Consider the following 14895-nt stretch of genomic DNA (forward strand, 5'->3'; position numbering starts at 1 on the left):
GGCGCACGCTTCGACGACCGCACGGCTCTGCTCACCGAGCAAACGACGCCACCGCGCGCGATGTCGTCGCCTGCCTCGACCGCATGGGCCCGGCCGCACACCCCGCCCCAGGCCGCACTCGCACAGCCCCACCGCAACGAACAACGCTGGAGCGGTGCAGTCGCCCTCGACCTTGAGATCGAGCACACCTGCCGAACCATCCGGACACGCCTGCACAACCTCTCGGAACCTGCGCCCGCCGGGGAGAAGTACCCTCACTTACGGGGTGGGGAGAATTACCCATCCAACCGCAGCACCAGCTCGTCGATCTCCGCTCCCCGCGCGTTCGCGAAGCCCCGGTCCTCGCCGACGACCTTGAAGCCGCACTTCTCCAGGACCCGCACCGATCCGGTGTTGTCCGCCGCCGCCCGGGCGAACAGCGGGCGTTCGGGGACCTCGGCGAGCAGCCCCCGCAGCGCCGCGGTCGCGATGCCTCGCCCCCAGTAGTAGCGATCGATGAAATACGTGACCTCCCGCTCGCCCGGCTCGCCGTACACGGCCGCGTGCCCGACCACATCGCCGTCCGCGAGCACGGTGCGGGTGACCACGTCGGGCGAGGCGAGGATGCGCTTCCAATGCGTGTCGAAGCGGGCCCGGTTCGTCGGGGCCTCAGCGGTGAAGGCGGCCATCCGATTCGACTCGGGGTCGCTCATGTGTCGGAAGAAAACAGGCAGATCGCTGAGGTGCACAGGACGCAGGGAGACATCCATGGAAGCCATGGGCCCGACCCTAACGACCGGGGGGAAGGACGGGAGTGGGGCGGGCCCCGCAAGCGGGCCGAGGGTGCCGGACGCAAGTCGCGCCTGGTGTTCACCGACCGGCTCGCGGCCACCCTGGTCCACCTGCGGCTCGGGCTGCCACATGCCGCCCTGGCCGAGTTGTACGGGGTGGACCGCTCTACCGTCTCCACCGTCTCCGCCGCGATCCGCGAGGTCAGACCCTTGCTCGCCGCGCGGGGCTTGGCCATCCCCGGCCGCCCCGGTCTGCGCGTCCGCACCCTGGATGGCCTGTTCGCCTACGCAGATGCCGAAGGCGTCGACATCCGGCTCGACGGCACCGAAGTCCAGGTCCGTCGCCCGCGCGCGGGCCGCCCCGGACGCAGAGCCTTCATCTCGGGCAAGGAGAAGCAGAACACAGCCATGGGAGTGGTTCTGCGCGGGGGAGTGGGCATTGGCTGCTCGCCGAACAGGGCCGACAGGCAGAGGCACTGGAGATACTCGCCCCGTACCTCGCTACCCTTTACTTTACGGACACGGAATGCAGTGCCCTCAGCCGAAGGGCACGACGAGCAGTACAAAAGCACGTTGTCCCAAAGGAAATGATGCGCACCATGAAATACACCGTGTCCATCGAGATCGCCCTGCCGCGGGAGAAGGTGGTCCAGCTGCTCGCCGACCCGGCACACCTGCCGAAATGGCTGCGGGGCCTGGTGCTGCACGAGCCGCTGAGCGGGGAGCACGGGCAGCTCGGTACCAAGTCGCGGGTCGTGATGCAGATGGGCCAGCGGAAGATCGAGTGCACCGAGACCATCACACGCCGGGAACCGGCAGACCTGCGCGACATCCCGAAATCGAGCGTCGTTCACTTCGACCGCGAGATCGTCGGCGAGGGCATGTGGAGCGCCGTGCGCGACCGGCTGACCGAAGCCGGCCCGGAAACGACGCTCTGGGAGAGCGAGAACGAATACCGGTTCAGCGGCTTTCTGATGAAGCTGGCGGGCCTTCTGATGCCCGGCGCCTTCCGCAAGCAGTCGCAACAGCACATGCAGGACTTCAAGGCGTTCGCCGAGCAGGGAAAGGACGTCCGCGAGGCGACGGACTGATCTGCCGTAACTGGTCAGGCGTCTGACGGCGTGGCGTATTGATCTTCCTTTCGTTCGCAGATGACCGCTGGGGCAAAGCTCCACCGGCGCTGTCTGAAGATGACCGTTGCCGAAGGCGGCAAGGCCGGCGCTGCGGCAGCCGCCTGAGGTGCGGGCGTGCCCCGGGCCTGGGCGGGCAGGGCAGCGGGAACCAGGGGCAGGGTAGCAACGCGGAGCGCGGGCAGGCCGCGTTGCAGTGGGCGGTGCGGGGAGACGCTGCGGGAGGTCCACCGGACGCTCGACGCCTGGGAAATGGGCGGGTCAGCCCCACATGCCGAAGGCGATCTCTTCGAAGAACCTGCTCCACCCGCCGTCGTCACTGGCGAAGGGTGTCTCGTCGATCTGGACGATGCGGTCGCGGAGACGTTCGATGGCTTCTGTGCGTGCCTGGTCGTCGTGGTGCGGGAGCCTCTTCAGTTCGGCGAGACCGGTTTCGACCACAGTGAGGGCGTGGACGAGCGAGGAGACGTCCTTGTGCATGGGGACGTAAATCTCCTCGCCTTCGGCGAACGAGTAGACCTGCCCGGTCTGGGGGTCGAGAGCGACGGTCGCGTACTGGAACTCCCCGAGGACCTCCCACAGTTCGGCCTCTTCAGGAAGGGCGGCACCGTCGGCGTCGAAGGCGGCCTTGAGGGACGGCCGGCACTCAAGCCGGCCGGGGGAGTCGAGGTCGAGCCTGGTGGAGAACAGCTTGCTCGATGGCAGTCCCACGGCGGCGAGGAACCCGGCTGTGCCGGGGTGCATGCAGCTGCTGGTGGGGCGGGGGAAGTAGGTTACGCCGGTGAGCCCGAACGTGCTTGGCACCTGGTTGGCATGGATGTCGGTCAGCACGGTTCAGCCTTTCCTATGGGTGGCCTTAAGCTTTGTGGTGTTTCTCCAATGGGGCGGGGGGACGTCTCACTGGGCGCCCGCCAGTCGCCCGCCAGACGCCCGGCAAAGGCCGGCAGGTCGGTGTACCTCAAGATCACTCGATGCCTGGCTCGCCGACGGGCCACCCCAGCACACCCTGGTGCGCGGCTTTGTCCGGTGGACCCCCGATACGGCCACACGAAGGACCTGGCAGCCCCGCTGTACACCAGTAACTTCGCCGCCCAGGTCATCGCACAGGACCAGCGCTGGGCAATGGCGCCGTATGGTCTCCGACGCCGAGCGCGAGACCACCGACAGGGCCGCCAAACGGCCGCGCACCCCTGACCGCCGGACACGCACCCCTGTGGCTCTTCCCCGGAGGCTACACCGGACGGCCACTCGAACCGCACAGCCCCGGACGCCGTCTCAAGAATCTCGGCATCCGGCCACGCGCGACCCGCAATGCCTCGCTGATGGACATCGCCTCCGAGCTGCCCGCCTACGTCTTTTCCCGGCTTCTCGGCTTCAGCCAGTCCACCGCCGGCGATGGGGACTTCGAGGCGAGCGGACGCACCAGCGATCAGTGACCGACAGTCCGCGGGTTCCACTGCATCCCGCTCGGGCCGGGAGTGCGGACAGTCGCTGACCAGTACGTCTAGGCCATTGAGCGGATGCGAGTCGCCCTGGCGTGGGGCTACGTGCGGGTTCCGCCTCAGCCTTCGACCTGCTGACCGCCAGACGTTCAGCGGTGCCCCGTTTCCTCGCGGATGGCGGGAGCGACTTCGGTGGCGAGGAGTTCGATGGAGTTGTCGACCATGTGGGCGGGCATGCCGCCGAAGTCGATCTGGCCCATGAAGCGGTCGATGCCGAGGAGTTCGCGTTCGGTGAGGCCGAGGACCATGGGCAGGCCGAGGCGTCCGGCACGCTCCGCGCTGGTGGGGGTGCCGCCGACGCCGAGCCACAGAGGCAGCTTGTCCTGCTGCGGGCGGGGTGGGACGGGAAGGTCGTCGAGTGCGGGGCGGTCGCGGCCGGACCAGGTGACGTGCTCGTGGTCGCGGATCGCGAGGAGCAGGTCGAGTTTCTCGGCGAAGACGTCGCCGTAGTCGGCGGGGTCGACACCGAAGAGGGCGAACGCTTAGACGAAGGCGCTGCGTCCGGCGATGATCTCGGCGCGTCCGTCGCTGATGAGGTCGAGGGAGGCGAAGTCCTGGTGGAGGCGGACCGGGTCGAGGGTGGACAGGACCGAGACGCCGCTGGTGAGGCGAATGCGGGTGGTGGCTTGGGCGATGGCGGCGAGGGGGATCGCGGGGTTGGCGACGGCGAAGTCGGGGCTGTGGTGCTCGCCGAGGGCGAAGACGTCGAGTCCGGCTCGGTCGGCGGCGACGGCGTAGGAGACGATCTCGCGGGTGCGGGCGGCGGCGTCGCGGAGCTTGCCGGTGGCGGGGTCGGTCTGTAGGTCGGCCAGGGACAGGATGCCGAGTTCCACGGCGCACTCCATGCGGTCGCGGGGAGTACCGGGCCGGTGCTCCCAGGGTGGGTCAGTTGCTGATGGCCGGCATGGCGCGCCGGTAGCGGGTGTCGGTGAGCTGGGAGATCAGGAAGGCGGCGATGTCCGCGCGGGTCATCGCGGAGCCGATGGTGTCGTGGCCGAGGAACCCGGAGCGGGTGCGCCCTGTGGCGGGCTTGTCCGTGGGGTTGGTGATGCGGGCGATGGTGTAGTCGAGGCCGGAGTGGGTGACGGCCGCGGTCATGCGGGTCAGTTCGGCGAGCGCGTTCGGGAACATCAGCTTGGCCATGACGGGCAGCACCTTGTGCTTCCAGTGAGGCTTGTCCTGCGGGTCGGCCAGTGAGGGGGTGGCCAGCCCGATGAAGCGGCTCACGTGCTCCGCCTGCATCGCCGCGATGATGTTGCGGGTGCCCTCGGTCAGGGGGGTGCCGGTGGCGGAGCGGCTCAGGGAGGGGCCGAGGGCACTGATCACCGCGTCTGCGTCGGCCACGGCCGGCGCGTACGGCCGCGGGGTCGGACAGCTGTCCGGTACTGACGGTCAGTTCCGGATCGGTGAGGGTGAGCTTGGTGGGAGTGCGGACGAACGCGGTGACGTGGTGGCCCGCGTCGAGCAGTTGCTGGACGGTGAGGCGGCCGATGCCGCCGGTGGCGCCGAAGACGGTGACGCGCATCAGGAGTGGCTCCTTGCCGGTGGAGTTAAGAGGGCGCTTGTCCGGGGCCTTGTCCGGGGCAGGCCCTCTGTACGGTGCGGTTCGGCCCCGGGACTGCTGGGCGCAGGGGTCAGAAGGAGTACGAGCCGAACCGGCGGCCCCAGGCGACCAGCGCGGAGAGGAGCAGCAGAACGGCGTTGAAGGCGGTGGCGGAGGGTTCCTTGCGTCGGGCGTGGGTGACCGCGGCGAGGACAGTTCAGGGCACATCGGCCCGGACAGGGAGAGCTCGGCCCGCCGGGACGGACTGCAAGTGGGCAGGGTCAGGAACAGGTGACGGCGAGCTTGCCGAGCGCGCCGGAGCCGAAGGCGGCGAACGCGTCGGCGGCCTGCTCCAGCGGGAAGGTGGCGGTCACCGGGACGCGCAGCGCGCCCGTGGCGGCGTCGGCGGCGAGTGCGGTGAGGGTCTGCACGTTGGCGTCGGCCATGACCGCGTGGGCGGTGACGCCCTGTCCCTCGACGGCGTCCGGGCCGAAGCCGAGGGTGGAGGCGATCCGCCCGCCCGGGCGGAGCAGGCCGGCGAGCAGGGCGCCGTCACCGGCCAGGTGCAGGACCGCGTCGAGTCCGTTCGGGGCGATCGCGCGGACCTGGGCGTCGAGGTCGCCGGTGAAGTCGACCACCTGCACCTCGGCGTCGGTCAGGGCGGTGACGAAGTCGGCCTCGGCGCCGGGGCGGGCGGTGGCGATCACGCGGGCGCCGCGGGCAGCGGCGATCTGTACGGCGAGCGCACCGACACCGCCGGTGGCACCGGAGACGAGGACCGTCTCGTCCTTGCCCAGGCCCACGGCGTTCACGCTGTCCAGCGCGGCGGTGCCGGCCAGGCCCAGCGCCCCGGCGTCCTGCACGCTCAGGCCCTCGGGGACGTGGGCGACACCGTAGGCGGCGGACACGGCGACGTACTGGGCGAGGGAGCCGGTGCCCAGGAAGGGCTTCATGACGACGCCGAAGACCGTGTCGCCGACCGCGAAGCCGTCCACACCCTCACCGAGGGCCTCGACGGTGCCGGCGAAGTCCTTGCCGATCACGAGGGGGAAGCGGTGCTCCATCATCCCCTGCAGGTAGCCGGCCGCCGTGGCGGCATCGAAGCCGTTGACCGACGAGGCGGCCACCTTGACCAGCAGCTCACCGGCCGCCAGTCGCGGGGTGTCGACGTCCGTCACGACCGGGGTGGCGGGGACGGTGTCCAGGGACAGAGCTCGCATGGTGATCACCTTCAGTGGAAGTGGAACGGCCTTCCCGTTTCCATGATGCCAGCGTAACAACACAAGTGGGAAGGCTGTTCCACTTCGGTAGAGTGGGGGTATGACACCGCCCGCGGTTCCCGCCGAAACCCCAGGCCAGCAGCCCGAGCCGGGACTGCGCGCCGATGCCGAACGCAACCGTGACCGCATTCTGGCCGCCGCCCGCCGCCTCTACGCCACCGACGGACTGGGCGTCTCCATGGCCGCTGTCGCCCGCGAGGCCGACGTGGGCAAGGCCACGCTCTCCCGCCGCTTCGCCACCCGTGAGGACCTCATCAACGCGGTCTTCGCCGACCGCATGGACGCCTACGCCGCCGCCGTCACCGACGCCCTCGCCGACCCCGACCCCTGGCACGGCTTCGCCTGCTACATCGAAGCCATCTGCGCCATGCAAGCCGCAGACCGCGGCTTCGCCGACGTCCTGACCATGACCTTTCCCGCCGCCAAAGCCCTCGAAGAACGCCGTGCCGCCTCCTACCACGGCGTCGTCGAACTCATCACCCGTGCCCAACGCACCGGGCACCTGCGCGAGGACTTCACCCACCAGGACGTCGTGATCGTGCTCATGGCCAACGCCGGCGTGATCGCCGCCACCGGCGACGTCGCCCCCAACAGCTGGCGCCGACTGGTCGGCCACATGCTCCGCGCCTTCGCCTCGCCCGGCACCGAAGCCCCGACCCTGCCGGACGCCCCGGCGCCCACCGCCCTGTACCGCGCGATGATCCGCCTCGCACGCCTCCAGGCAGGCACGCCCTGAACCCTGTGGCATCAGGGGATTCGGCCCTCTGAGATGGGACGAGGGGCGTGCCCGGAACGGCCCGGTAGGTCACGGGCGGCGGGGTGGGGCGGGGATGTGGCGATCGGCCAGGAGCAAGGCGGGCGGGGACCAACCGGGCCGGGCCGTTCGCGGCCCCTCCCGCCCCCCCCAAACCGTGGAACCCCCCGGCGTCAAGCCCCGCCACCAGGTGATACTGAAATGCCCACTCTCGACAGCTCGTTGAGCCCCATCCCAGGAGACGACATGCTGCGTAACCCTCTCACTACGCCAACCGCCATCGGCGCTGTTCTTCTGACCGCAGGCATGCTCCTGGCCGCTCCTGCCGCCAACGCCCAAACCTCTGCCTACCCAGACAGCGCCTTCGACGTCACCGTCGGGAACACGTACACCCGGGGCAAAGTGACCTGGTACAACCGGTCGATCGGCGTGTCGGGCGAGCACAAGTCGGTGAGCGCGACGAGCTGCCGGGGGACCACGGTTTTCGCTCTGGATTCCGACAACCGCGAAGTGGCGCGCTACGCCAGCCACGACAACGTGTGCGGCTCCAGTGCGAAGTTCGGCTTCACGATGAGTGTGTACATGCCCGGCGTCTCCATCGTGCGGGTCTGCCTCGACAACGGTGCCACTCAGCCTCCGGTCACCTACCTGGAGTGTGCGCGCTACAGTCGCCCCTGACGGGCCGGTGGAGTATGCGACATCCCGTGAGGTGAACTGAGTCTCGCCGAGTACCCAAGCTCGTGGCCAGGCCGTTCGCCCGCTTGCACGCGGTTGTGATGGTTGCGCGGCGAGAGCGTGTCAGCGTCGCAGGGCCGTGAGGAGCGTGAGTCCGTGATCGCGCCGCAGCCGGTACAACTCCCAGCACGACAGGGCCGTCACCGTGACGGGGGCGCCGAGGATGAAGATCATCCGGGCACCCGTCGGGACCTGGTCGTAGGTTCCGGTGATCACATCCAGGAGGGCCATCTCCCACACCAGGACGCCGGCGAGGATCGGCGGTAGCACTTCGTGGATGTCGGCGGTGCGGAACACGTGCACCAATGACAGTCCGATGCCGTAGAGCGCGAAGCCGATCGACCACAGGCACAGCACGACGATGATGATCCTGCCGGGAAGCCCCACGGCGTCCCGCAGTCCCGCCGACTCCGGGGCCATGGCGAGGGCGGAGGTGCCCATGGACGCCATGATGGCCAGTACCGAGCCGAGGGGGCGCAGGGCCCGGCGCAGGTACACCCGGCGCAGGCCGTCCCGTGCGGCTGCCACGAAGGCGCCGACCACCACGGGGAAGGTGCAGACGAGAACCAGCACACTGGACCAGCTCTGGTCGAGGCGTTCGCTCGCCACGCCCTGGACGTCGTCGGCGCTCGCGATGGCGTTGTAGGTGAGCATCAAACCCACCCAGGCGACGAGCCCCAGCCAGGTGCGCCACAACTGGAGCTTGCGGACCTCCCGATCGCTGACGATCCCGGGGCGTGAGGGACGGAAGGTCCGCTGTGCGGCGTACAGGGGGTTGTAGAGGCCGCGCAGGATGTTCCGGGCCCGCGAGGGCTGTGTGCGAGGAGGCGGGACCGGTGCGTAGGCCGGCGGGTACGGGTATCCCGGCGGAGGGCCGGATTGTGCGTACGGGTTACCGGGCGGATGGCCGGACTGCGCGTACGGGTTACCGGGCGGAGGGCCGGACTGCGCGTACGGATATCCCTGTGGCGGACCGGGTTGGGCGCTCGAGTGTCCCTGCGGGGGAACCGGGGGAGCGTGGGGGTGTCCCTGCGGTAGGTATGCGCCGTTGCTGCCCGTCGGGTCACCGTACCCACCGCTGCCGTAACCGCTCATGCCACGTACCCCCGATGTCCTGCACGTTCGAACCCAGGCATCCTAGGTCCTGGACGTCCGGCGGCGGGTCGCCGGCCAGGGGAACGTTCCCCGGGGACCGGCAGCTTCATGGGAAGTGAAACGGCGAGGCAGATCAGGGCACTTCGTCAGGCCGTGCATGTCCGGGTGGCGCGGGGCGCGTCAGTGATGGCTTCATGAGGGATGCGGTGGCGTGTGTGCTGCCGTGCTTCTCGTACCACCCCGTCGACGCGCCGAGGTGATCTCTGATGGTGACAGACCAGTACGGCAACCCGTTGCACGAGTGCACCCAGGAGGCGGCCGCACACCTGGACCGAGCCGTCGGGTCCCTGCTCCACTTCAGCCCCGAGGTGGAGCAAGCGGTCGACGACGCGCTCGAAAGCGCGCCGACCTCACCTGTCGCCCAGTCCTTCGCGGCCTATCTGGGGGCGTTGGGCACGGAGCCGGGCGACGCCCTCGCCGCGCGGCGGCGGTTCGACCGGTACGCGGCCGGCGTGGACGTCTCGTCCCTGCCCGTGCGGGAGCGCCTGCACGTTGCCGCAGCCAGTGCGTGGCTGGCCGGAGATCTGCTCCGCGCCGGCGGGCTGCTGGAGGAGTTGTCACTGGTGTGCCCGAGGGACGCGCTCGCCCTGGCCGTGGGGCACCAGCTGGACTTCTTCACCGGTGACTCGGTCCGCCTGCGTGATCGCATCGGCGGAGCCCTCTCTGCCTGGGACGCCGCCGATCCTCACCGTGGCCTGATGCTGGGCATGTACGCGTTCGGGTTGGAGGAGTCGGGCCACTACCGCCTGGCCGAGGAGGCGGGGCTCGCCGCGGTCGAGCAGAACCCTCGCGACGTCTGGGCGATCCATGCCGTGGTGCACACCTACGAGATGCAGGGACGGGTGTCGGAAGGCATCGGCTACCTCGATGCGCGCCGAGACGACTGGGCGCGGGGCAACTACCTCAACGTCCACAACTGGTGGCACTACTCCCTCTACGCCTTGGAGGCGGGAGACACCGGCACCGCCTTGAGCATCTACGACGCCGCCCTGCACAACGACTCGTCGGCCGGTCTGGCCATGGAACTGCTGGATGCCGCAGCGCTGTTGTGGCGGATCAGACTCGGGGGAGGGGAGTCCGGCCCCCGCTGCGGGGCGCTGGCCGACGCGTGGGCCTCGCGAGCCGATCCCCCCTTCTACGCGTTCAACGACGTGCACGCCGTCATGTCCTATGTGGGTGCCGGGCGGCTCGGGGAGGCGGCGCGGCTCATCGCCGACCGGCGGCGATGGCTTGCCCAGGAGGGTCCGGACACCGTCACCAACCGGCGGATGACCGCGGACATCGGTCTGCCCGTGTGCGAAGCGCTGGTGGCGCACGGGCAAGGGAAGCACGCCACCGTCGTGGAGCTCCTGTGGCCGCTGCGCCGCAGGCTGCACGAGTTCGGGGGTAGTCATGCGCAGCGCGACGCGCTCCAGAAGACCCTGCTCGACTCCGCGCTCCGCTCTGGACGGCACGAACTGGCCCGTGTGCTCATCAGCGAGCGGATCGGGCTTCGGCCCGACAGCTCGTACAACTGGGCGGCTCGGGCCCGCCTCGCCGATGCCCTGGGCGACGCCGCCCTCGCCGCCGTCGCTCGCGACCATGAGAGGGACGCGGCTGCGGCAGCGGCCGAAGCTTGCACGGCCTCCGCCCCTGGACGGTGACTTCGGCGGCGAATGAGATCATGACGGCCGGAAAACGTCGCTGTGCGGAGACGTGGGAAAGGACCGACCGTGCCCCAGGGGCAGATGACATACAACGTGCGGTACGGGACGTCCTCACCGGTCGTCGTCCGCCGCGGCGCCGGCGAAGGACGCGAAGGGGACATCGCCGTCGGGCTGCTCTGCCACGTGCCCCACGGCCATGGAGGTGCCGCGCACCCCTCCGCCCGCACCTTCGACATCGTCGGTGAGGGGCAGACCGCGATAGCCCGGGTGTGGACCGAACAGGCCGGCTCACGCGCGAGCGGAAGCCCCGTCGTATATCGCGTCGACGACCCGTACGGCGCCACGCTGGGCCGCGTCACGTACCGGCGCGGACGCGCCCTGCGCGGCGCCCGGGCACGCTGGACCGTCGAGTCGGTGACCGGGCACTCCGTGCGCGGCTTCCGCGGGCGCCTGTTCTGGTGGGTGGTGTGGTGGCCCATCGGCCTGCTCGTGAGCATGCTGTGGCTGATCCTGGCCTTGCTCGGCGAGGGCGACGACGCCTTCGGCAAGCCGCGCCGGGTGATCTGGCGCGACTCCTCACGCCGCGCGCATCTTGTCTTCCGCGGCGTCGCGGACGAGTACCGGGTGCTCGACGGAAGCTGGGACCCGCGGCTGGTGGCCGCGCTGCTCGGGCTGCATCAGTCGTACGACCCGTCGGAAGGCGCCGGCGAGAACGGCTGGTACGCCCGGTCCTGAGGCGTACGGGCGGCACCGGGGCTCCGTTACCCGAGGTGTGCGCGGGGACCGGGACTTGACCCGGGAGAACTGAAATCCTCGCCTGCCACCGACATCTCTACCGCGCCGCAAGGATCTGGCCGGCCGTCGTGGGGCGGATCGAGAACGTGCCCATTTCAGGCAGGAGTTGGCCAGGCGGCGTGTGCGGCGTGGAGACGATGCGGAGAGATCATTAAGAAACCTTGTTGAATAAGCCCGTACCCCGGGTTCGCTCTTGATTTGCTCCTGCCAACCCGCACAGGGTTCTCTCGAACGTTTGACGCCCCACACGTCAACACGAGGAGAGATCCCCTTTCATGGCAACTCACAAGCGATCCCACGGTCTTCGTAACGCGGCCATAGCCACTGGTGTGGCAGGCGCTGCCGCTGCGGCGCTGTTCGCGAGCAACATCGCCGGAGCGGCCGCCCCGGCCGAAGGGACCGTGCACGGTCTCGGCGCCCCGGGCGCCGTCTCCGGCAGCTTCGTCGTCATCCTCGACGCATCCGCGAACAAGGCGGACCTCGCGAAGAAGTACGGCGGCACACTCGTGCGCTCCTACGGCTCCGAGGTCAACGGCTTCTCCGCGTCCGGCCTCAGCGTCGAGGAGGCCAAGCGCCTCGCCGCCGACCCCGCCGTCGGGACGGTCGTCCAGAACAAGCGGTTCAGCATCAACGAGACGCAGGAGAACCCCCCGTCCTGGGGCCTGGACCGGATCGACCAGGCCGACGCGGCGGGCGACCAGAAGTACACCTACCCCGACAACGGCGGCGAGGGCGTGACCGCCTACGTCATCGACACCGGCGTACGGATCTCGCACCAGGACTTCGGCGGCCGGGCCAGCCACGGCTTCGACGCCGTGGACAACGACAACACCGCCGACGACGGCAACGGTCACGGCACCCACGTCGCGGGCACCATCGCCGGCACCTCCCACGGCGTCGCCAAGAAGTCCAAGGTCGTCGCCGTTCGCGTCCTGGACGACAACGGCTCCGGCACCACCGAACAGGTCGTGGCGGGCATCGACTGGGTGACCCAGAACCACTCCGGGCCCTCGGTCGCGAACATGAGCCTCGGCGGCGGCGCCGACGAGGCGCTGGACGCGGCGGTCAAGCGGGCCATCGACTCCGGCGTGACCTTCGCGGTCGCGGCCGGCAACGAGTCCTCCGACGCCGGGCAGGGCTCGCCGTCCCGGGTGCCGGAGGCGCTCACCGTGGCGTCCAGCACCAAGGACGACGAGCAGTCGGACTTCTCGAACTTCGGCGCGGTGGTCGACCTGTACGCGCCCGGCTCGGACATCACCTCCGCCTGGAACGACAGCGACACCGGCACCAAGACGATCTCCGGCACCTCCATGGCCGCCCCGCACGTGGCGGGCGCCGCCGTCCTGTACCTGGCGGCCAACCCGTCCGCGACGCCCGCCGACACCGCCGCCGCGCTGACCGGGGCGGCCACTGCGGACGCCATCAAGAACCCCTCCGCCGGCACCGCGAACAAGCTGCTGAAGGTCGCCCCGTAGCGACACCGTGACAGTCGCACGTCGGTGAACCGACCAGGAGGTGGCCCTCCGCGCCATGGAGGGCCACCTCCTTCCGTGTCGGCTACCACGCTGCTATGCCGCCGACGCCGCACGCCATGCAGCCGGAACCGTATCGGCCGACCTGCCGCATGGCCGTGAAGGACGCCGTGGTGGGCGATCACAGGTTTGATGCCCTGGACCCGGACCAGGCGGTGGACGGAACTTTTCGCAAGCAGGGGTGTCAACCGGGTGGCCGACGGTCGATGTTCGTCCGTTGCCCGGTGAGGGCGCTCGCGCCACCTTGTGGGTACTGCGCGAGTGACGAGACAGGCGTGGGGTCGACGCCGTACGGCCCGTTTGCCGCATCCGCGGGGGAGACGGGCGACGGGCGAAACGAGGGAACGGCAGGAAGACGAACCGAACCGGAGAAAATGGGGAAACCGGCGGCGGGGGCGGAGGATACGGTCCCCGCAGATGCCGGAGACCGCTACCTTTGCTGCGCCACGTCCCGGGCCTGCTGGGCGATGTGCTCCAGGACGGCCTTCGGGTCGGCGGAGGGCTCGACGGCCTTGCCGATGTTCCGCTTGATGGTGTTGCTGATCTCCAGCCAGGACGGATCGTTGACCGGGTAGAGCTGGGCAGTGCCCAGTGCGGTGAGGAACTGCTCGGCGCTGGGGTCCGCCGCCGCGTACTGGGACGCCTGGGTGGCGGACACCGTCGACGGCAGCAGGTGGTAGCGCCCGGCGAACTCGCTGATGTTCTTGTCCTGGTAGACAAAGTTCAGGAACGAGCCCACCGGTTCGCGATTGCCGTCGTGCTTGAAAGCCATCATCCAGTCGGCGACGCCCGCCGTCGGTGTGGTCTCCCTGTCGTTCAGTGTGTCCGACACCGGCATGCGCAGCGTGCCGACCTTCATGCCCTTCGCCCTCGCCTCGTGAAGGAGCGAGGGATAGCCGTTGACCATACCGACGTCGCCGCGCAGGAAGGCGTCGAAGGCGTCCTGCCGGTTGAGCTCGGCCGGCGGGACCGGGCCGGTAAGGGCCGGCACGACCAGGTTGGCCTTGATCCAGCGGAATGTCTGCGTGTTCCGCTCGGACGCGATGCTGTACCCGCCGTTGGGATCGGTGTACCCGCCGCCGTTGCTCAGTTCCCAGATCAGGGTTTCGGCGTGCGCCTCCTCGGGGCCGAGCGGTAGGGCGTACGGGTAGAGCACGCCCTCCTCCTTCAGCGCCTTGGCCGCGTCCTTCAGGTCCGACCAGGTCTTCGGCGGCTTCGCGCCTGCCTCGTCGAACAGCTCTTCGTTGTAGAAGAGCAGCCGGCTGCTCGCCACGAAGGGCAAGCCGTAGAGGTCGCCGTCGACCGAGCCGGCCTCCGCGAGGGGCCGCAGGAAGTTCGCCTCCGTTCTGACCGACATCACCTCGCTGGCGGCGTAGAGCCGGCCCTGCGCGGCGAAGTCGGAGTACGCACCCATCAGAGCCACGTCCGGGGCGTTGTTCTCCTCGACCATGCGGGTGACCTCGCGGTCGATGTCGGCCCACGGGTAGAGCGTCACCTCGACCTTGATGCCGGGGTGGGCGGCGGTGAAGGTGGTGGCCAGCTTGTCCCAGTACGCCTTGGAGGTGGTCGCGGGGCCGGCGCCGTACTCGGGTGCCACCAGGCGCAACGTCGTGGGTTCGCTACCGGACGAGCCGCACGCGGTGACGAGGGAGCCCAGTAGTCCGAACGCGGCCACGGAGATGGTCATGCCGGAGAGTCTTCGTCGCATGGGTCTTTCCTCTGGATCTTTTTAGACAGTGCGTCCGAAATTCTCTCCTGGCCCGGGGGTGAATTGCGCCCCCTGCCGAACGTTGTGGGCTTAGCTCCAAGTGAGAAGATTCCGCATGGTGCTTTCCGATATGCCGGGGCCTATTTGACGCGCGTAGAAACCTCTGCGTCCGATATCCGACGTGGGCAACGCTGCCCTGTGGGCGACGTCAACGGCGGCGGTTCGTCTCTTTGTGCGCTGCCGTTGCTGATCGCCGGCGTCAGGATGACCGCGATCAGCGAGTTCCGCATGGTGTTTGACCAGCCATGGCCCCAGTTGGGGGCATCCACCATCAGCGCGTTCGAG

12 protein-coding genes and 3 pseudogenes are annotated in these 14895 nt (G+C 69.4%); 7 read left to right on the top strand and 8 right to left on the bottom strand.

Going from position 1 to position 14895, the window contains the following annotated elements:
• Positions 1–275 precede the first annotated feature (275 nt).
• Entirely contained in the window at positions 276–749 is a 474-nt protein-coding gene (locus OG357_RS34910; RefSeq protein ID WP_329625790.1) for a GNAT family N-acetyltransferase, read from the bottom strand.
• 48 nt (positions 750–797) lie between these two features.
• On the opposite strand from OG357_RS34910, the pseudogene OG357_RS34915 reads away from it, so the two are divergent.
• Both OG357_RS34915 and OG357_RS34920 read left to right on the top strand, forming a co-directional pair.
• Positions 798–1208 (top strand): annotated as a pseudogene (locus tag OG357_RS34915) (helix-turn-helix domain-containing protein); the annotation flags it as partial.
• Positions 1209–1369: 161 nt separating this feature from the next.
• Positions 1370–1861, top strand: a complete 492-nt coding sequence (locus tag OG357_RS34920; RefSeq protein WP_329624912.1) for an SRPBCC family protein — start codon at positions 1370–1372, stop codon at positions 1859–1861.
• Positions 1862–2161: 300 nt separating this feature from the next.
• On the opposite strand, the gene OG357_RS34925 is transcribed toward OG357_RS34920, so the two are convergent.
• The 5 genes and pseudogenes from OG357_RS34925 to OG357_RS34945 form a co-directional block, all read right to left on the bottom strand.
• The gene (locus OG357_RS34925) at positions 2162–2731 is read right to left on the bottom strand and encodes an SUKH-4 family immunity protein (RefSeq protein ID WP_329624913.1); all 570 of its coding nucleotides are present in this window, start codon (positions 2729–2731) and stop codon (positions 2162–2164) included.
• Positions 2732–3491: 760 nt separating this feature from the next.
• Positions 3492–4247 (bottom strand): annotated as a pseudogene (locus OG357_RS34930) (LLM class flavin-dependent oxidoreductase).
• Between the two features lie 40 nt (positions 4248–4287).
• The gene (locus OG357_RS34935; RefSeq protein WP_329624914.1) at positions 4288–4746 is read right to left on the bottom strand and encodes an NAD(P)-dependent oxidoreductase; all 459 of its coding nucleotides are present in this window, start codon (positions 4744–4746) and stop codon (positions 4288–4290) included.
• Between the two features lie 67 nt (positions 4747–4813).
• A pseudogene (locus tag OG357_RS34940) lies at positions 4814–5173 on the bottom strand (NAD(P)H-binding protein); the annotation flags it as partial.
• Between the two features lie 53 nt (positions 5174–5226).
• Positions 5227–6165 (bottom strand): NADP-dependent oxidoreductase, encoded by a 939-nt coding sequence (locus tag OG357_RS34945; RefSeq protein WP_329624915.1) that lies wholly within the window; start codon positions 6163–6165, stop codon positions 5227–5229.
• Between the two features lie 100 nt (positions 6166–6265).
• On the opposite strand from OG357_RS34945, the gene OG357_RS34950 reads away from it, so the two are divergent.
• Complete coding sequence (locus tag OG357_RS34950) at positions 6266–6961, top strand: TetR/AcrR family transcriptional regulator (protein WP_329624916.1); 696 nt, start codon at positions 6266–6268, stop codon at positions 6959–6961.
• A 264-nt stretch (positions 6962–7225) separates the two neighbouring features.
• Positions 7226–7657: a hypothetical protein gene (locus OG357_RS34955; RefSeq protein ID WP_329624917.1), complete on the top strand. Its 432-nt coding sequence runs from the start codon at positions 7226–7228 to the stop codon at positions 7655–7657.
• 120 nt (positions 7658–7777) lie between these two features.
• Here OG357_RS34955 and OG357_RS34960 read toward each other — a convergent pair whose 3' ends face one another.
• The gene (locus OG357_RS34960) at positions 7778–8368 is read right to left on the bottom strand and encodes a hypothetical protein (RefSeq protein ID WP_329624918.1); all 591 of its coding nucleotides are present in this window, start codon (positions 8366–8368) and stop codon (positions 7778–7780) included.
• A gap of 707 nt (positions 8369–9075) precedes the next feature.
• Between OG357_RS34960 and OG357_RS34965 the strand changes: the two genes are divergently transcribed.
• The 3 genes from OG357_RS34965 (at position 9076) to OG357_RS34975 (ending at position 12785) form a co-directional block, all read left to right on the top strand.
• Positions 9076–10512: a tetratricopeptide repeat protein gene (locus tag OG357_RS34965; protein ID WP_329624919.1), complete on the top strand. Its 1437-nt coding sequence runs from the start codon at positions 9076–9078 to the stop codon at positions 10510–10512.
• An 84-nt stretch (positions 10513–10596) separates the two neighbouring features.
• Positions 10597–11250 (top strand): hypothetical protein, encoded by a 654-nt coding sequence (locus OG357_RS34970; RefSeq protein WP_329624920.1) that lies wholly within the window; start codon positions 10597–10599, stop codon positions 11248–11250.
• A 335-nt stretch (positions 11251–11585) separates the two neighbouring features.
• Positions 11586–12785, top strand: coding sequence for a S8 family peptidase (locus OG357_RS34975; RefSeq protein ID WP_329624921.1), 1200 nt, complete (start codon positions 11586–11588; stop codon positions 12783–12785).
• Positions 12786–13272: 487 nt separating this feature from the next.
• Here OG357_RS34975 and OG357_RS34980 read toward each other — a convergent pair whose 3' ends face one another.
• Entirely contained in the window at positions 13273–14529 is a 1257-nt protein-coding gene (locus tag OG357_RS34980; protein WP_329624922.1) for an extracellular solute-binding protein, read from the bottom strand.
• Positions 14530–14895: the final 366 nt, after the last annotated feature.

The organism is Streptomyces sp. NBC_01255, assembly GCF_036226445.1.
Taxonomy (GTDB): Bacteria; Actinomycetota; Actinomycetes; order Streptomycetales; family Streptomycetaceae; genus Streptomyces.